Raw genomic sequence first — 19,021 nt, forward strand, 5'->3', positions numbered from 1 at the left:
TTATCATTAGCGTTAATGTAAACGACTCTCACTTAATGGAGATAAAACGATGGGTTACATTTTTCAGGCATGGCTGGAGGAAGGCGCACCCCGCCTACGTGTTATCAATCCGGCCAATGGATCGACCTCCCTGACATGGGATTGCCCTTCTCTAGAAGAGTTGGACGTTTCTGTTTATCGACGCGAAATGCAGCAACTTTTCAAAAAGCTGATTTTACTGGCGAGTGCACAGGAGGTTTATTACAAAAACCGCTACCGCTCACAACAATCCATGATCAGGAGGAGCCTCTGTAATGGCGACAAATAAAAGTCAGGACGCATCATTCAAGCAAGCACTGCCACGCTATCTGTGCGACAAACATTTAGCTGATACGGCACTCAATCCAGGTAAGGCTTGCATTAACTGGGCACGGATAATCATCTCCGGTAATCGAGCTTTCAATACCGACAACCTCGAGTTGGCAAATCAGTATTTCGGTGCCGCATGTGAAATTGCAAGGATTTTAATCCGTAATAAAACGAGTTATCCGGGGCAGCTATATGCAGCCGACCGGCTCCTCATCTCAAGCCATAATTTGTCTGTCACGCTAGCACAGCAAAACCGCCACCCACAAGCGGGTGAACTACTGATCCACATGCATCGAGAGCTGATGGTCATCTGTAATGACGAAGCATTACCGGCGGATAATCGCGCCCTCGCATATAGTTGTTTGCAGCCCTCGTTGGAGCGTCTGCGCCCTTTTCTGGAAAGAATGAAAGACCAGACGAAAGCCGAGGAGTTAGTGACACTAACGACAGATATTTGCTGGGCTGGAAAAACCAAAATTTGTCATTAAACAAAACCAAATATTCGATTTGCGGAGTCTAACCGCCAGCGCTTGATTTGTTGACGCCTCCTCCCCTCCTCGCAAACCCGGCGAAAATAAATCAATGCGCTTTTCTTAATTCAAAACTCACGTGAGGACTAAATAAAATAATCATGAATCAAGCAAGGCAACAGCAGCAGACTACTGCATTGAAGCCAAATTGCCCACCCGAATAAAGGCCTCTGTCACTATCTGCAAATCCAAAAAAAACTGGTCAATCGTTTTAAACTCATTGGCGTTATGGCCGGTGTATTTTTCCGTTGCCAAAGCAAGACCGAATTGCACACCATTAGGCAGATTGTGTGCCGAGGTCGCGCCATTGGAAGAGCCAAACTCTGGTTCGATATTTAGGTTTTCCGCCGCAATCGCCAGTAGATTTTTCACCCATGCGCCTTCCGGATTACGGTACATGGGTTCGGCTTGGCTATGCTCAATTTTAATATCCATCAAAGACCTTTGCTGCCATAACTCGAGCTTAAGCGCCAACTCTTGCTTTAACTCATCACTGGTTTTGCCACGGGGCAAACGGATATTCACGGCTGTTTTTAGGCTGTCTCTATCCAGCCCGATATAAGTCTGCGCGGCAGTCAATGGCCCCATGAAGTCATTCACGAAATCTATCCCAACTTGCTTCCCATAAAAATCTACGCCCCAGTTTTGCGTGCCATAAATGGCGGCGTCGGTAAAGTGATTAGGTACGATTTCGAAAGCCTGATAATTATCCGCAATAAATTCCAACAACCGAGACACTGGGTTAACCCCTGATTCCGGCTGCGATGAATGGGCGGAAACGCCAGTCACTTTGAGCACTAACAGGTCATCCTTTAGCTCCGACTGCATGCTAAAATTTGCGCCGCGCTGTTGCACATAGGCCTCACTTGCCTGGTCGATGTTGCGCTTTAGCCTGTTCAACCCGTTGCCGGCGAAATGTGCTGTCGCCGCTTGTGGAATCTGATTAGTAGCCAGCCCTCCGCTAAGCCCAACAATTCTTAATGCCTCACCCTTAACCTCGCGTAAAGGAAAACTCGCCATTACTGTGCCGTAGCCTTTTTCCGCGATCACCACGGGGTAAGATCCATCTAGCGCAAGGTTATAGAGCGGCATTGGTCGACGTTCCATATAATAGGGAATCGCAGTACCGCTGGTTTCCTCGGTCGTATCGATGATCAACCGCAAAGTTTGGCGCAGAGGTAGGCTTTCCTCTTTAATAACCCTCATCGCAAACAGGGAAACCACTATGCCGCATTTATCGTCCTGCGTGCCTCGGCCATACATACGATTACCAATGGTCGTGACCTTGAAGGGATCGAGCCGGGTATTGTCCGCCAATACCCACAAATCTCTATTCACCGGGACAACATCCGCATGGGCATGGAAGCCGATAAGATCTGGCGTATCCCCCGCCAATGTGATTTCAAACACATGGTTATCCACATTTAGGTAGGCTAGGCCAAATTCGTTAGCGATTTTTTCCAGCTCTTTACCTAGCGCGACCATCTGTGGATTTTCGTGTTGCGGTACCGACTCGACAATAGAGGTGTCAAATGCCACCAAGTACTTGAGCATTGCTATCGCCTCACGGCCATATCTTTGGGTTGTGTAAATACCTAATAACCGATAAATGTCATTCTGCTCTTTTTGATTAAGTCTTTGTTCCGCAAGATATCGATGGATGGTGTTCGCCAAGGTGGCGTGCTGCTGAGCGACTGAACTTAAGAATGGGCGAAAGCCTGTAACAGTTTTTTGTTCGTATTGTTTAAGAATGCGCTGTGACTGCTCCTTCGTAATCTGTGCTTGAGCATAGGGCACCGTAGTGGAAGCCAGTAGCATCACCAGGAATAATTTAAACAACCTCTTGCGTACTTTAAATACCATTAAAACCCTTTAAATCCGTCAGAATAAAAAACGATCAACAAAGCATTGCTTGGAACCACTAATTAATGCCGATAAAATAATATGGCAAAATCCGTTAAAGCCATTTTAAAAAGTGAGATTACGACAGCTGAGTGTCTTATTCAAATTTGGCCAAAAAATTCTGCAATCTCAACCCTTAAGTAGCTAATCGGGTGCAAAATTTACTTATTTGAAGCTGGTAGCGCGGAAATTACCCTCGCTCTTCGTGACAAATTAATACAGCAACATGGCTTTGTTCTCGAACGGTGATCTTTCTCCGCTTGACTAGACCAAGAGATTATCATGTCACATTTTCAAGTCATCAAAGCAACAGGTATTTGGTTATTATTTGTCATGGCGGCCATTATCAACGGTGTGTTGCGCGAAGACTTACTAACTCCTTGGTTTGGGGCTGCATTAGCATTACCCTTAAGTGGCATTCTACTATCGATATTCATTTTTATTATCACCTATCTGCTTGTCTCATTGATCGCTTCCTCTAAGCAAACAACCTATTTAACGGTTGGGTTATTATGGGCAGCTTTGACGCTGTCTTTTGAGTTTTTATTTGGACATTACTTCCTTGGTAAGCAATGGCTGGATATCACTAAAGTATTTAACCCAAGTGAAGGCAATCTCTTTATCCTGGTTATCTTCGTAACGCTTATTTCGCCACGGATAGCGGCAAAACTAAAAAACCTGATTTAATGAATCGCTCTGTTGGCCAACCAAAATAAATCCTGCGTTTTCCTTTAAATTAGGGTAGAATAATCGCCCTTTTGTAACATCGCTACTTGCCTGGCCACCTCCCTGAACATACCAGCTTCGTAGCGCCAACCAGGCGCATTTCATGACCGACGAAAAAACGACCCTTTCCTTCGCTGAATTGGGACTCCCTGCACCCCTGCTAAAAGCACTGCACAGTGTGGGTTACGAAACACCTTCACCCATTCAGGCAGCGAGTATTCCCGCGTTAATGTCCGGGCGGGACATTATTGGGCAAGCACAAACCGGCACAGGGAAAACTGCGGCCTTCGCATTACCGATGCTCGCTAACATTGATCAATCGGCAAAACACCCACAAGCACTGATTTTAACCCCTACACGCGAACTGGCGATTCAGGTAGCTGAGGCATTTCAATCCTACGCCCGTTTCATGAAAGATTTTCACGTTCTGCCAATCTACGGTGGTCAGGACATGAGCACTCAGCTCAAACAACTACGAAGAGGTGTACAAGTTATTGTTGGTACGCCTGGGCGTGTACTAGATCACTTGCGCCGTAAAAGCCTGATCCTCTCGGATATTAAATTTCTAGTGCTGGACGAAGCTGACGAAATGCTACGCATGGGTTTTATCGATGATGTCGAAACTATTTTGTCGCATATCACCGGTAATAAACAAACCGCGCTGTTTTCAGCTACTTTGCCCGGCCCAATCCGTAAGGTAGCCAATCGTTTTTTAGAGAATCCAGAACATATTCACATCAAAGGCCAAAACGTTACTGTCGATACTATTGATCAACGCTTTTGGATGGTTAACCAGCAGCAGAAGATAGACGCGCTGACCCGTCTCCTCGAATTTGAAGAAATTGAGGCGGCCATTATTTTTGTACGCACGCGCGAAACCACCACTCAACTCGCCGAGAAAATTTCTGCCCGTGGCCATAGTTGCGCAGCGATTAATGGCGATATGAGCCAAAGCCAACGCGAGAAAACCATACGCCAACTTAAGGAAGGTCGCATTGATATTTTAGTCGCCACCGACGTTGCCGCTCGTGGTCTGGATGTCGAGCGCATTAGCCACGTGGTGAATTACGATATTCCCTATGATAGCGAAGCCTATGTCCACCGTATTGGTCGTACCGGACGCGCCGGGCGCAGCGGCCACGCGGTGCTGTTTGTCACGCCACGCGAGCAGCATTTACTGCGGTCGATTGAAAGAACTACCGGGCAACGTATCAGCCGTATCGCACTACCTTCGCCGGAGGACATTACCAACCAGCGTATTCAGCGTTTTAAACAAAAAATTAACGAGGCCATTCCTAATACCCCGAAACAATTTTTTGACTCGCTCATTGTCAACCTGTGCAATGAAATGGGTGAAACACCAGAGTCGTTAGCAGCTACCCTGGCTTTCTTATTACAGGAAAGTCGACCGCTGCAAGCACCACCGGAGCCAAAGGAAAAGCCCAGAAAAGATAAATTCGCTAAGGAAGGTTCAAGAAAAGAACGGCCCACAAAAGATCGTTTTAACAAAGAGCGCGGTGGTAAAGACCGCCCTGAAAAAACGCAGACAAATCGAGACAAGTCCGCACGCGAAAGGCCCGTAAGAAGTAGCCTTGATCGACACGACCGCAACGGTAAGAGCATAAGTGAGGGATCAAAAGATCGTCGCCCAACGGAGGAAGTAGCGCAAGACAGGGCAGAACGCCGCCCTCGTCGACGCGAAATACCAACAGTACCGTTGGAACTTTACCGCCTGGAGGTAGGCAGTAGTCATGCCGTGACACCGGGCGATATCGTCGGCGCCATCGCCAATGAAGCAGGCGTTGATAGCCAGTATTTTGGCCGTATTGATATTCAGGAAAACTTCAGTACCGTAGAGTTGCCAGAGGGCATGCCCAAGGATGTGTTGAAACATTTGAAAAAAGTCTGGGTACGGAATCAAAAATTGAATATTTCGCGCATTGGTGAAACGGCCAAACCGAAATCAGCAAAACCTAACTTTAAAAAGGCCGATGCCGGAAAAGCAGGAACCACCAAAAAGATGTCTGAACCTCGAAGCAAGAAAGCAGTGCGTCCAAAAAAATAACCTAGGGATGTGAATCCCTCGAGATTTCACCACCGCTCATTGTCACAGGTTTGTTTTTTCGGTAGGGTTCACACTAACCGATTGATTTAATATAGAGGTAGTTATGACTCCAGATACAACTCAAGGTTTACCTGAGATCAACATGGCACCGAACGAGCTTTACCGTGAAGAAGTGTTTACCGATCTTAAAATTGGCACCATTCGCGTCCTTACACCAGTTACCGAAACCGGTGGCGCTGACGCGTCGCGGGATATTATCTATTCTGGCCAAACGCAGATTATGACACCTGCTGGCGCACTGCCCATTAATTTTGATATTGATGCAAACAATATCGGTGAAGCTGCCGCCAAATTCGGCGAAGCAGCGCGCGTTGGTATCGAGCAAACCATGAAAGAATTAGAAGAAATGCGGCGTAACGCGGCATCTTCTATTGTGGTACCCGGAGATGTGGGTGGCATGGGCGGTATGGGCGGCCCAGGCGGCATGATGGGCGGTGGCAAAATACAAATGCCTTGAACTGCACCTGCTGACAGTCTGTAGCCACAATAATGCATATCTGGGTCGATGCTGATGCTTGTCCGGCGGTAATTAAAGAAATCCTTTTTCGCGCCAGCCAGCGCACTCAGATTCCTACGACGTTGGTCGCCAATCACGCCATGCGTATTCCCAATCAACCCCAACTACGTTTTATCCAGGTCACCTCAGGCTTTGATGTTGCTGATAACTTTATCGTGCAGCAACTACAGCCCGATGACCTCGTCATCACTGCCGATATTCCCCTTGCGGCTGAGGTGATCGAGAAAAAAGGGGTGGCCATTAATCCGCGCGGTACACTTTATACTGAATCCAATATTCGCCAACGTTTAGCGATGCGTAATTTCATGGAGGAAATGCGTAGTATCGGACAGGCGAGCGGCGGACCACCACCGCTAAGCCAAACTGACAGACAAGCATTTGCTAATTCCTTGGATAGATTGTTAGCCAAATACAAGCACTCAACCAACACAGACTGAGGCGTCACCATGAAACCCCGGACTAACCGCTATTTAGCTGTCGCAATTTTACTTAGTGTTTTCAGCGGTTGTACTTCGAACAATCCCGTAGCAGCAAAGCAAGATTACATTTATCACGTCGTGGTCGCTTGGCTCAAACAACCCGGCGACACTGAGGCACAACAGGCTCTAATCGACGGCACTAAGTCGCTGCGCGACATCCCGGGTGTGATCGCAGTCAGCGCCGGTAGAACCTTTGCCAGCGAACGGGCAGTTGTCGATGATTCCTTTGATGTCGCCCTAACCATCGTGTTAAAAGACCAAGCAGCTTTAGCCTCCTACCAAAATCACCCAGTCCACAACAAGGTAAAAAGCGAAATACTAAAACCTTTGGTGGCGCGTTACATTGTCTATAACTACGTTGATTAGTAATACCGTAATTAGTGCAGGTCGATTAGTATCACTTTGGTTAAACGCAATTGCTTCTCATAACGATTACATGTAAAAATAGGTAATTCCATTCTCCCCGGCATCAGGTAGTCAACGTTATGAAATTGCATATCAATGGGATTGAATATCAAATTGAGCTTGAGCCTGACACTCCACTACTTTGGGCTATTCGTGACAACCTCGGATTAACCGGCACTAAGTTCGGCTGTGGTATCGCCCAATGCGGGGCCTGTACGGTTCATCTTGATGGCAAAGCAGTGCGTTCCTGTGTATTACCGGTCAGCGCTGCTGTAGGTAAAAAAATCACGACTATCGAAGGGCTCTCAAAAAACGCTGACCACCCCGTCCAAAAAGCGTGGCAGGAAATAGATGTGCCGCAGTGCGGTTATTGTCAATCCGGGCAAATCATGACAGCCGCGGCGCTGCTGCAGGACACCCCGAATCCCAGCGACGCACAAATTGAAGCTGCGATGACTAATCTATGTCGTTGCGGTAGTTACCTTCGCATTAAACAAGCCGTTAAAAACGCCGCCAAAGCCTAGTAGGAGGCGCTTATGGACGACATCATTAATATCTCTCGTCGACAGTTAGTAAAGGGTGGTGCCACTAGTCTTCTCTTGGCCTTTACCCTCCCCTTAAGACCTCGGTTGGCACTGTCGGATACATCAATACCCACCCCAACCCGTCTGAATGCATTCTTAAAGCTCGACAACAACGGTAAAGTCACCTTCTATAGCCCTTTTATCGAAATGGGCCAAGGTACTTACACTTCGCTACCCATGTTGGTTGCCGAAGAATTGGATATCAATATAGAGGCTATAAAAGTCGTACAGGCACCGCACGGAGATGAGTATAAAATCATGTTTGGTGGCACTCGACGTTTCACCGGCGGGAGTTTTAGTATTCGTTCGAGCTATGACACGATGCGCAGTGCTGGAGCAGCAGCCCGTAGTATGCTATTGGAAGCCGCCGCTCAAACCTGGCAAGTCCCTGTCACGCAATTGCAAACTGAATTAGGCTATGTATTACACAGCTCGACAGGGCGCAAGCTCACCTATGGCAGCCTAGTACAACAAGCGGCAAAAATAACACCACCAGATAATCCCATTCTAAAACCACCTTCGGCATTTCGTTACATTGGCAAACCCGTCAAGCGTACCGATTCGAAAGTCAAAACAGACGGCTCTGCTGAATTTGGTATCGATGTTAAAGTACCGGGCATGCTCTATGCTGCGGTTAAGAAAAGTCCAGTCTATGGCGCTGCGCTAAAATCTTTTGATACCGAAGCCGTCAGTAAATTAGCGGGTATTATTGCCATCGAGCCTATCCCTCATGGCGTAGCAGTGGTGGCCGACACTTTTTGGCATGCGAAGCAGGCACTCGATCAACTGCCTGTTGTTTTTGAAGCATCAGAAAACGAGGCCTTTTCATCAGCTAATCTTGCCCAGCAAATGATTGCACGCTTGGATGAGCCCGGTATTACCGCAGAAACCAAAGGCGATGTTACGCTGGCATTCAAACAGGCAAAGCATGTAATAAGTGCGGTCTATGAAGTGCCTTTTTTGGCGCACACAACTATGGAGCCAATGAACTGTACAGCGTTAGTCACCAATAAATCCTGCGAACTTTGGGCGCCAAATCAGGGTGCCGATTTTTTTGCTGAAATGGCGGCCAACCTTACTGGTCTACCACTTTCTAAAATCACTGTACATACGCCCTTTCTCGGTGGCGGTTTTGGTCGTCGTTTTTACTCAGACTACGCTGAACAGGCCGTACTGCTCTCGAAAAAACTGGGCAAGCCCATTAAAGTGATATGGACTCGGGAAGAAGATATACAACAGGACTTTTTCCGGCCAATGACGGTGGTAAAACATCGTGCAGCCATTGACCAAACAGGTAGTATTAGCGGCTGGCATTCAACACTGGCCGGCGAGGGTCCCTCTGGGCGCTTATCTCGCCCCAAGCCCAACGAGGTGGATAATTCCGTGGTTGAGGGTGCTAGAGATCAACCCTACCAGATCACCAATAAGCGGGTTGATTGGGTAGAGCACAAACATCCTATTCCGATCGGCTTTTGGCGTTCGGTCGGGCACTCTTTTAACGGTTTTATCACCGAAAGCTTCGTTGACGAAATGGCCTATGCCACCGATAAAGAGCCCGTCGAGTTCAGACGCGGCCTGCTTTCCGAAGCCCCTCGCTTCCTCAGACTTTTAAATAGCGTCACCGAGATGGCTGGTTATCGGGCGGGCATTCAGGAGGTGTCCGGCGTGCGATATGCCTATGGCTTCGCTATGCACAAATCCTTTAATTCCATCGTAGCTCAGGTTGCCAAGGTTTCCATTGAGGAAGGTCAGGCCAATGTCCATAAGATTTGGTGCGCGGTCGACTGCGGCACTGCCGTTAATCCAGACACTATCGAGGCACAAATGCAAAGCGGCATTTCCACAGGCTTATCACAATTATTTTTTGAAGAGGTTACTTTCGCAAAGGGTAAAGCCGAGCAGAGTAACTTCCATAATTATCGGATATTACCGCCTAACATGATGCCGGATGTAGCAGTGAAAATTATTCAAAGCGGTGCGGAGACCGGCGGAATAGGCGAACCCGGTACGCCGCCAACAGCGGCAGCGGTGACCAACGCGATATTTAAGCTTACCAAACACCGAATTCGGCAATTACCGATAGCTAATATCGATTTGTCCATTGCCGTTGAAGAAACCCCTGGCTAGCTAACCAGCCGTAAATCCCGGCCTTTGCGGACAAGCGCCTCAAACTCAGTCGCAGTAACAGGACGACTATAGAGAAAACCCTGACCCTCCGAGCAACCCGCTTGTCGGAGAAAGTTAGCCTGTTCAGTGGTTTCAATACCCTCAGCAACTACCCTTAAGTCAAGGTTTTTACCCAATCCGATGATAGCGTTGGAGATTGCCATATCATTGGAGTCACCTGGTATATCTCGAATAAAGGAACCGTCAATTTTCAATTTATGAATGGGCAATTTTTTCAAATAACTCAATGACGAATAGCCTGTACCAAAATCATCTATCGCCAGCCCGACACCCAGGCTTCTCACTTCCTCCAGTTGGCTGATGGCGAAATTGGCCTGCTGCATAATAAAGCCTTCCGTAATCTCAAGTTCAAGCTTAGCAGCGGGTAACTGCGTCTCCTCAAGAATTTTCCTTACCTCTTTCGCTAGTCCACTGCGTTGGATTTGGGTGCCCGCAATATTAACGGCAATCGATCCGAACTCGATACCTTTGTCATGCCAGACTTTTCCCTGCGTGCAAGCTGTACGTAAAACCCATTCACCGATCGAATGAATGAGGCCACACTCCTCCGCGATAGGAATGAATTTAACGGGGGAAACCAAACCTTGCTCGGGATGTTGCCAACGAATCAGTGCCTCGGCCCCAATAATTTTGCCTGACGCTATGTCTACCTGAGGCTGATAGAACAACACAAATTGCTCTTGAATTAACGCTTGACGCAGACTGTTTTCCAAAAGCACTCGTTCAAATGCATTACGCGTCAATTCTTCCGTATAAAACTCAAAGGTATTGCGCCCTTCATCTTTAGCTCGATACATAGCGGCATCGGCATTTCTTAACAATTCAGCAGCATCTTTACCGTCCTGAGGATAAAGACTAATCCCCATACTAGCGGTGGTTTGAATTTCCCTACCGCCGATTTGTACACAGTTGGCAAATACGCGCATCACTTTTTCTGCGATGCTGGCGGCATGATATGATGAGCCAATATCTTCCAGCAGCAGGACAAATTCATCTCCTCCAATACGGGCCACGGTATCCCCCGACCGTACCGTTTTTTTCAACGTCTGCGCAATGGCGCTTAATAAGGAATCGCCTGCGGGATGCCCTAGGCTGTCATTAATATTTTTGAAGCGATCCAAATCCATAAAGATTACCGCCAACTGCGTATTTTGTCGTTCCGCATGTTTGATGGATTGGGTTAACCGTTCATTCAAGAGAAGCCTATTTGGCAGGCCCGTCAGGGCATCATGGTGGGCAAGGTGATCCAATTGCTCTTGAGATTTTTTGATATGGCTAATATCAGAAAATATCGCAATATAGTGGGTCAGTTGCCCCTGTTCGTTTTCTACCTTGTTAATAGAACTCCATACGGGAAATACCGTCCCATTTTTATGGCGGTTCCAAATTTCACCGCGCCATTGCCCCACCTCAGTGAGGGACTTCCACAGAATTTCATAAAATAATTTATCATGACGTTCTGACTTCCAGAGACGAGGATTTTGGCCTACAACATCCTTCCGCTGGTAGCCCAATATCTCAATACAGGCATCGTTAACCTCAAGAATATTGCCCTGGTGGTCGGTAATGACCACTCCTTCGCTAGTGTTTTCGAAGACACTAGCCGCCAATCTTAACTGCTCCTCTACCCTTCTAGAGGGGCTCAAATCTCGCAACGTAACCAACATTCCGGTGGGCGCACCGTATTCTCCCCGCACCAGTTTAATGGTGACCTCTGCTGGCCAATCACTGCTTGGATTATTGGTATCCCCTTGTTCAAAAACAACCACGCCTTCCTCCCCCCTATCTTGTAACTGGCAGGCCTTACAGGTAGCGCGGTCATGACGAGGGTCCATAGAATCAAGAATCGATTTGCCCACGGACTTGGCCGGAGTCGACCCAATTCTGTGATAAAATGCTTTATTGGCGCGAACTAAGCGCCGCTCCATGTCAGTCAGGAAGACAGCATCACCAAACTCATCCATGGCTTGCATCCATTCCTCATTAGCACTGGCCAACTCGTCCTGTATTTTTTTCCGTTCCATGGCAATACCGACAATATGACCCATTGCGTCGATCAATGCTATTTCGTCTTCATCGGGCACACCGGCTTCTTTACGGTATAGCGCAAAGGTGCCAAGCACAACTCCTTTACTATCCACTATCGGCTCAGACCAACAGGCGCGGAAGCCAAATTTATCACCAAGCTCGCTAAACGCTACCCAGCGCGGGTCTGTCGCAACATCTGCAACCATAACCCGTTCATTCAAGTAAGCCGCTGTACCGCAGGAGCCCATATTTGACCCTATTTCCAGTCCATCGATAATTTCGTTATATGCTGATGGCATGCTGGGAGCTGCCCCATGACGTAACTTAGTTTCTTCGAGCCTCAAAATTGAAGCTCTGGTATTCGGGCAATGCGTTTCAGTAAAATTGATAATTGCTTCAAACACCTGATACAAGGACGTATCTCCTCTGGAAATAAGTTCCAGCAGTTGATTTTGTCCGGTGATGAGATTTTCCGCGTGCTTATACTTAGTAATATTGGTCGAAAGACCACAAACGGCGTAAGGTTTACCTTTTTCATCGCGTAAAGGAAACTTTTTGGTAATGTAATACTGATTACTGTTGTGATCCGGCGCCTGATCCTCCTGAATCAATGGCCCATTATTCTTTATCACCTCCTTATCCTGCGCTTGAACCCCCTCGGCGATTTCCTTGGGGAAAATATCAAAATCGGTTTTACCGATAAGCTGATCGCGTTTCACATTGAATAATTGTTCAAACTGATTATTGACTAAGAGAAATTTTCCCTCCAAGTCTTTCAAGCAGATAATGGATGGCGCGTTATCGACAATAGCTAGCAGTCGTTGTTCGCTTGCCAGCAATTGCAACTGAGAGTCTCTACGTTCACACGCTACTTGTCGTAATTCCCTGGTTCGAGCTTTGACGCGGCTCCGCAGTACGAAAGTACCTGCCAATAACAGAAGAAATATCAATAGTCCCGCCAGAAAAAGCCATTTTATCCAGTTCGGCACCATCGGTTTTTCCGAGGGCTTATCTAGTAACCATTTTTCGGTCAATTGAAAATAACTTAAATCTGGTGTGCTCTTAAGTTGGTTTAACCGCTGATCAATTCTTGATTCTAAGTAGGACATGAGCCTGCCATCCTTGGGAGACGCTATGCTTAGGCCTGCCCAGAAATCCGTTGGATAGCCTTGTTTATCAGTAAATATAGCGGGAGAACGATGATAAAAGCCGGCTTTTAGAACCTGAGGAGTTTCCGCTGCCAAAACGCTCGTGGGAGTCATCAATATCACGTAGATGAGTAGAACTAAGCTGCTCAGAGAACGTTGTTTACCACAGGTCCAATTATTGTCAGCTTTGGATTTAACCATCATGCTAAATACGACCCTGTTCGTACATCCTATGTATTTGAGACTAAACCGTTAAACTTAGAACAAAACGTGAGAACAGTTTTTCCGTCTCATCCGGCAAAAGTGCATGAACTCAGTATAGTACAGTTTTCTAACGGCCATACTCGGGAATGATTATTCCGGCGACATCTATGATACCTTTAACCACCAAGGCAATAATAAAAATGAATGTGTCTCGTGGCTTGGGCGTTTAATGCATGTCAAATAGTTGGATTGAATAACCTTTATCGAATGCTTCCTTAAGTGCTTTATCAGCATTAACGACCTTTGCATTATTGATTAGTTTTTCGTTCAAAGCTTTTCTTTTTTCAATATCAACGTCGATAAAACCCGCTCTGAGCAAATAGAGCTGACATAGTTTTTCTGCACCTAATGCATCTTTAAAATTAATGTACACAATAAAAGGGACAATCTGTCCGATAGCAATACCATCCATCGCTTTGCGCGCTTTTGCACTGACTGAAAAAATATACATAAACTCTCCAAAAATCATGCTTTGCACAACAAAAAACGGCCCAACGGCTACTATAAGTGATCTGATTAATATTTAGGAACCCTAGTTCAGACTATGACGATTACGCGCAACGCATCTAGGTTCAACTTGGCATTTTGTAAATAGTATTCGAGGCTATCTGTTTCTTGCTTTAACAGCTCAATTTCCTGAAGTCGAATATTCGGATTGACCTTCGCCAAGGCTTGCAAGCGCTGCAGCTCTAGCGCTTGCGCTTGCTGCATGTCTGAAATCGCCTGTTTTACCAGTGTTTCCTGCTGGGGCCGCACCCTGGTTTCAGCCTGTTCCAGCATGTCGGCAATTTGCGTCTGTGCATGCCGTACCAATTCGCGTGCTACCGCTTTTTTTACGCGCTGAACCCGTTGATTGAGGCGTTCGTGCGTCAACACTTCCGTAAAGTCCTTGTGGTTCACATCCAGCAATATACGCACTGAGGTTAAGGGCAAGTACCTAGCTAATTGTAATTGTGCCGGAGCCGGACAATGCAGCACAAATACTGCTTCCAGTAACAATGAACCGGGTTTAAGCGGCGGTAATTTTAGAGTGCAGACGGAAGTATTCCCAAACCCTTCATTCAATACCATATCCATGGCACCAACCACCATAGGATGTTCCCAGGTGAGGAATTGAATATCTTCTCGCACTAGCGCAAGTCGACGCGAATGGGTGACTGTTACACCACCTTCCGGTAACCCAGGAAAGTGTGAACTGTACATGTGATCCCCAGGATGCAACACCAAACTATTAGGGCCGTGAGTATCTTGATCAACGCCGAACTGTTCGAATACGCGCGACATATAGCCAAATAATTCTTGCCCTTTCTCCTGCTCTTCTATCAGCCTGACAATCCGCTGCGCCTCTTGCGGTTTACAGGAGCTAAGCTCCAGCAGTTTATCCCTACCTTGCTGCAATGTCTGTTGCAGCTGTTCGCGCACTGTTCTGGTTTCAATAATCAGCTGATCGATATTTTCTCCAGTCAACATACATTGTTGTAACTGCCCAGCGAAGTGCTGAAAAACAGCCTGACCAACCGCGCTGGTTTGTGCAAAACCGTTAATACCTTCATGATGCCAGCGCAACAAGGTTGCCTGTGCACTGAGTTCGATATAGGGCACATGTATTTTGACGGTTTCACGCTGACCGATTCGATCCAGACGACCAATTCGTTGCTCCAGCAGGTCGGGATTAAGGGGTAGATCAAACAACACCAGATGATGGGCAAATTGGAAGTTACGACCCTCACTACCAATTTCAGAGCAAATCAGTATCTGAGCCCCTTCCTCGATATCGGCAAAATAGGCAGCGGCTCTATCGCGCGCCACCAACTCCATACCCTCGTGAAACACCGCTGACTGAACCCCGCTTTTGTGTCTTAGGTATTCCTCCAACACCACAGCAGTTTCTGCTCGTGCACAGATCACTAAAGCTTTAGACTCACGATTTTTGCGAAGCCACTGGCTCAGCCATTGCACGCGCGGATCCTGAGCGGGCCAATTATCTCCCAACACTAGCTCTGGATAGAGGCGCAGCTCAATATTATCTGCCTCAGATGTTGCCAATTCCAATGCTTGCGGCGCTTGCAACGGGTGCGTGATAAGTTGTCGTTCAGGAAAACCTTTGACGTTATCGCGAGTGTTACGGAACAGCACACGACCAATACCATGGCGATCTAACAGCGCACCAATGAGTGGCTCAACAATTTGCTGGAGCGGGGATTCGCTCGGATAACCCGCTAACCAATTGCGCAGCGGTTCAATACTGGTTTGATCTAAATACTGTTGCAGTTGTTCGAGGAGTTTTCCCAGTTCTTCAGGTTCTGGCAGCAGCGCTGTATTTGCCAGTTCCTGCGCATCTACCCAGCACAGCAACTCCTGTACTAAGCTGTTGATTTGCTGATAATTAGCCTCCTCCTCGCGAAACTTATCCAGATCGTAATAACGGTCTGGATCGAGTAATCGCAACCGGGCAAAGTGGCTATCCAGCCCTAATTGCTCCGGCGTAGCCGTTAGCAACAGCAAACCCTGCGCTACTTTGGCCAGGGCTTCTACGCAGCGGTAAGCCGGACTCGTTTGCTGCTCTGACCACTCCAGGTGGTGTGCTTCATCGACCAACAGCAAATCCCATGCGCTGGCTAACGCCTGTTGCTGTGCCGATGGATTCTCAACTAGCAAAGAAATCGGACAGAGCACTAGCTGCGCGGCCTCAAAGGGGTTGGAATCGTCCAACGCTACTGCTTCAAAGCGCTCATGATCTAAAATTGTAAAATGTAAGTTAAAACGCCGCAGCATTTCAACCAGCCACTGATGTACCAAATTTTCCGGCACCAAAATCATCACCCGACTGGCTCTGCCACTGAAAAGTTGTTGGTGGGTAATCAATCCTGCTTCAATCGTTTTGCCCAGCCCCACTTCGTCCGCTAGCAATACCCGGGGGGCAAAACGTTTGGCGGTTTCATGTGCGATATAGAGTTGGTGCGGTAATAGCTGTACCCGCGCACCGAGCAATCCACTCACTGAAGACTGCTGATGCCGACGAATTTGTTCGATGGTTTCGCAGCGCAATTCAAAGCGTTTGTTATGATCAATTTGACCGGCAAACAGACGCGCTTTTGGCGTACTAATCTGTACAAAGGCGTTTAGCTCAAGCTCATGTAGCTCGTAGCTTTTTCCCTCGCTGTCGGCGCCGCGATAGACTAAGCAACCATCGATGGTCGCTACCTCATCAACCTTAATGCGCAGATCATCCATACTGACGATTTCATCGCCCACCGAATATTGCACGCGACCAACCGGCGCATTATCAATCGCGTAAGTACGCCGTTCTCCGGCAGCAGGAAAACTTAACACAAGCTGGCGGTCATTGGCTTCGACTACTATACCAAGACCAAGATTGGTTTCGGTTTCACTAACCCAACGTTGACCGGGAATAAAAACTGGCACTACTGAACTTCCTTTATATATTAGAAATAACCCGTATCGGTTATAGTGGCGCGGATGATAAGGTATACGAGACAGCGAATCACTTATTTTTGCGGATTGAGTTCAAACTATGGCGTTAAAAGCGACCATCTTTAAAGCGGAAGTCAGTATCGCTGATATGGACCGCCATTATTATGCGACGCATCAGCTCACAATTGCACGTCATCCCTCAGAAACCGACGAGCGAATGATGCTGCGATTGCTGGCATTTGCCATGAATGCCAATCAGGATCTTAGTTTCAGCAAGGGGCTGAGCACCGAAAAGGAGCCAGAACTTTGGCAAAAGAGTCTGAGCAATGAAATTCTGCTCTGGATTGAGCTGGGACAACCGGATGAAAAACGTATTCGCAAAGCCTGTCATCAAGCGCAACGTGTAATTATCTATTGCTATGGTGGCCGTGCAGCTGAAATTTGGTGGGCGACGCTCAAATCACAATTAACTCGTTTTGAGAATCTCACTATTATCAATGTGCCACCGGAAATTTCCCAGTCATTAGCCAAAATGGCAGCACGTACAATGCAATTAAACTATAGCATTGACGAAGGCCAGATTAGTATCAACGATAAAAACTCGATGGTTCTTTATGAACCTGAAGTCTGGTGAAAGTCGCGTTAATGTTGCTATCGGCAACCCATTAACTATGGTTGGCTGGCAAATACGCGACGTAATAATTCCGTGCTGCGCTTGAGCGGATCTTTTCGAATCGCCGCTTCTTCGATGGCTAAATAATGAAAGATGCCATCCAAACATTTGTCCAAAGTATAGTTTGAAATATCCGCCTGCACGTCCGGAACAAAGGGTATTGACTGGTATCGTCCCATCACACTTTTATAGGCTTGCAAGACCCCTATCTCAGAGAGCTTTTGGTCAATAATCGGTTGCATTGCCGCTTTCAGCGGAGCATTCATTTTTTCTTTAAAATAACTCGTCGCGGCGTCATCCGCGCCATTAAAAATGCGCTTAACGTCATCAATGCTCATTTCCCTGATGGCGTTCCAAAATAACGTTTTCGCCTGTGGCGTCGCTTCCTCTGCGGCATGATTCAACTTCGCTTCGATATCCTGCAACGCTGACCCCATACCTATTTTATCCAGGGTTGACTGTACAACTGCCAATTGTGCTGGTAATGGAATATGAATAGCTTTGTCTGCGTTAAAGCCGTCGGCTTTACCCAATTGCCGCACAACATTTTCCGTACCCACGCGCAACGCTTCTTTAAGTCCATCAGCTATTTCACCTGTGCTCAGGGACTGCACTTGCTTTTCGGTGAACAACCCTCCCAGCAGTGATTTACCTCGCTCCCACCATTTTGTTTCTTCGGCAGTCAAAATACTGGGGAAAGCTGATAAGCCAACACCTATCATCAATACACAGAGACTTTTACGAAGCAGTTTTTCATCTTCACGACTCAGCATAACGACAACCCTCTGAACATTAACAATACCAGGACATGTAAACCTTAGCGATGCAGCTAGGGAGGTTCTGATTAATACCTTGATATTTCTAGCTCACAAAGCATTTGTAGATCAAGACGGCAACAATCTGCAGACCTTGTAAACAAAGCCAACGCAAAACTACAAATGCTCTACAAGCCCTATAAGGCGATCACTTATAAAATGCTAGAATGGCCCAAAATCTTATCGATCGGCCTAACCAAGAATGGCAATTAACTCAACATCAAAAATCAATGCTGCATAAGGTTTAATTTTACCACCCGCGCCGCGCTCACCGTAAGCCAGTTTATGCGGCAGATAGAGACGCCATTTTGAGCCGACAGGCATCATCATCAACGCTTCAGTCCAGCCAGAAATAACACCATTGACTGGAAATTCTGCAGGCTGACCACGCTGGTAGGAACTATCGAAAACCGTACCATCAATCAAGGTACCATGATAGTGAGTTCGTACGGTTGAAGTCGCAATTGGCAATTCTCCATCACCTTCTGTAACCACTTCATATTGCATGCCAGAGGCTGTGACAGTAACGCCATCACGTTTAGCATTAGCCGCCAAAAATTCCTCTCCGGCAGCAGCCTCCAACTCTCCCTTTTCCGCTTGCTCAGCTTCCATGCGTGCTCTAATAGCGCTGAAAGCTTCCTCTAACAAGCGCGGATCGACCGCTGATTCCTGCCCACTAACAGCACTCACCAAACCTTCACTGACCGCCGATACATCCATTCCCTCGAAAGGGTTTTGAACGAGCTGCTCACCCATCTGTCGGCCAATGCCGTAACTCACGCGCTGCTCAACACTCTGATACTTTTCTGTCATCCCACTCTCTCTCAACCAATAAATAAAAGTTCGGCAGTCTAA

At 47.2% G+C, this 19,021-nt stretch carries 16 protein-coding genes; 10 read left to right on the plus strand and 6 right to left on the minus strand.

Annotated features, from left to right (window positions below; all coding sequences use genetic code 11):
• The first annotated feature begins 49 nt into the window (after window positions 1-49).
• Both H6995_11055 and H6995_11060 read left to right on the plus strand, forming a co-directional pair.
• The gene (locus H6995_11055; GenBank protein MCP5215534.1) at window positions 50-307 is read left to right on the plus strand and encodes a hypothetical protein; all 258 of its coding nucleotides are present in this window, start codon (window positions 50-52) and stop codon (window positions 305-307) included.
• Window positions 294-836: a hypothetical protein gene (locus tag H6995_11060; protein MCP5215535.1), complete on the plus strand. Its 543-nt coding sequence runs from the start codon at window positions 294-296 to the stop codon at window positions 834-836. The genes H6995_11055 and H6995_11060 overlap by 14 nt, the downstream gene beginning before the upstream one ends.
• A 171-nt stretch (window positions 837-1,007) precedes the next feature.
• Here H6995_11060 and H6995_11065 read toward each other — a convergent pair whose 3' ends face one another.
• A complete protein-coding gene (locus H6995_11065; protein ID MCP5215536.1) occupies window positions 1,008-2,741 on the minus strand; it encodes a dipeptidase in 1,734 nt (577 codons plus the stop codon).
• Window positions 2,742-3,062: 321 nt separating this feature from the next.
• Between H6995_11065 and H6995_11070 the strand changes: the two genes are divergently transcribed.
• The 7 genes from H6995_11070 to H6995_11100 all read left to right on the plus strand — a co-directional run bounded on the left by H6995_11070 (window position 3,063) and on the right by H6995_11100 (window position 9,743).
• Window positions 3,063-3,467: a hypothetical protein gene (locus H6995_11070; GenBank protein MCP5215537.1), complete on the plus strand. Its 405-nt coding sequence runs from the start codon at window positions 3,063-3,065 to the stop codon at window positions 3,465-3,467.
• A gap of 142 nt (window positions 3,468-3,609) precedes the next feature.
• The gene (locus H6995_11075) at window positions 3,610-5,571 is read left to right on the plus strand and encodes a DEAD/DEAH box helicase (protein ID MCP5215538.1); all 1,962 of its coding nucleotides are present in this window, start codon (window positions 3,610-3,612) and stop codon (window positions 5,569-5,571) included.
• Window positions 5,572-5,674: 103 nt separating this feature from the next.
• On the plus strand, window positions 5,675-6,088 hold the full coding sequence (locus H6995_11080) for a hypothetical protein (GenBank protein MCP5215539.1): 414 nt from the start codon (window positions 5,675-5,677) through the stop codon (window positions 6,086-6,088).
• A gap of 32 nt (window positions 6,089-6,120) precedes the next feature.
• Window positions 6,121-6,585 carry a YaiI/YqxD family protein gene (locus tag H6995_11085; protein ID MCP5215540.1) on the plus strand — a complete coding sequence of 155 codons (465 nt, stop codon included), beginning with the start codon at window positions 6,121-6,123 and terminating at the stop codon, window positions 6,583-6,585.
• 9 nt (window positions 6,586-6,594) lie between these two features.
• Window positions 6,595-6,993, plus strand: a complete 399-nt coding sequence (locus H6995_11090; GenBank protein ID MCP5215541.1) for a Dabb family protein — start codon at window positions 6,595-6,597, stop codon at window positions 6,991-6,993.
• A gap of 119 nt (window positions 6,994-7,112) precedes the next feature.
• A complete protein-coding gene (locus H6995_11095) occupies window positions 7,113-7,556 on the plus strand; it encodes a (2Fe-2S)-binding protein (protein ID MCP5215542.1) in 444 nt (147 codons plus the stop codon).
• A gap of 12 nt (window positions 7,557-7,568) precedes the next feature.
• Window positions 7,569-9,743: a xanthine dehydrogenase family protein molybdopterin-binding subunit gene (locus H6995_11100; protein MCP5215543.1), complete on the plus strand. Its 2,175-nt coding sequence runs from the start codon at window positions 7,569-7,571 to the stop codon at window positions 9,741-9,743.
• Here H6995_11100 and H6995_11105 read toward each other — a convergent pair.
• The 3 genes from H6995_11105 to rapA form a co-directional block, all read right to left on the minus strand.
• Complete coding sequence (locus tag H6995_11105; GenBank protein ID MCP5215544.1) at window positions 9,740-13,183, minus strand: EAL domain-containing protein; 3,444 nt, start codon at window positions 13,181-13,183, stop codon at window positions 9,740-9,742. The two genes, H6995_11100 and H6995_11105, sit on opposite strands and share 4 nt — an antisense overlap.
• A 226-nt stretch (window positions 13,184-13,409) precedes the next feature.
• Window positions 13,410-13,694 carry a hypothetical protein gene (locus H6995_11110; protein ID MCP5215545.1) on the minus strand — a complete coding sequence of 95 codons (285 nt, stop codon included), beginning with the start codon at window positions 13,692-13,694 and terminating at the stop codon, window positions 13,410-13,412.
• An 86-nt stretch (window positions 13,695-13,780) separates the two neighbouring features.
• Window positions 13,781-16,669, minus strand: a complete 2,889-nt coding sequence (rapA, locus tag H6995_11115) for an RNA polymerase-associated protein RapA (GenBank protein MCP5215546.1) — start codon at window positions 16,667-16,669, stop codon at window positions 13,781-13,783.
• A gap of 109 nt (window positions 16,670-16,778) precedes the next feature.
• Between rapA and H6995_11120 the strand changes: the two genes are divergently transcribed.
• Window positions 16,779-17,312 carry a YaeQ family protein gene (locus H6995_11120; protein ID MCP5215547.1) on the plus strand — a complete coding sequence of 178 codons (534 nt, stop codon included), beginning with the start codon at window positions 16,779-16,781 and terminating at the stop codon, window positions 17,310-17,312.
• 35 nt (window positions 17,313-17,347) lie between these two features.
• On the opposite strand, the gene H6995_11125 is transcribed toward H6995_11120, so the two are convergent.
• Complete coding sequence (locus H6995_11125) at window positions 17,348-18,124, minus strand: DUF4197 domain-containing protein (protein MCP5215548.1); 777 nt, start codon at window positions 18,122-18,124, stop codon at window positions 17,348-17,350.
• Between the two features lie 234 nt (window positions 18,125-18,358).
• Complete coding sequence (locus H6995_11130) at window positions 18,359-18,979, minus strand: FKBP-type peptidyl-prolyl cis-trans isomerase (GenBank protein MCP5215549.1); 621 nt, start codon at window positions 18,977-18,979, stop codon at window positions 18,359-18,361.
• Window positions 18,980-19,021: the final 42 nt, after the last annotated feature.

The organism is Pseudomonadales bacterium, from assembly GCA_024234615.1.
Taxonomy (GTDB): domain Bacteria; phylum Pseudomonadota; class Gammaproteobacteria; order Pseudomonadales; family IMCC2047; genus JAJFKB01.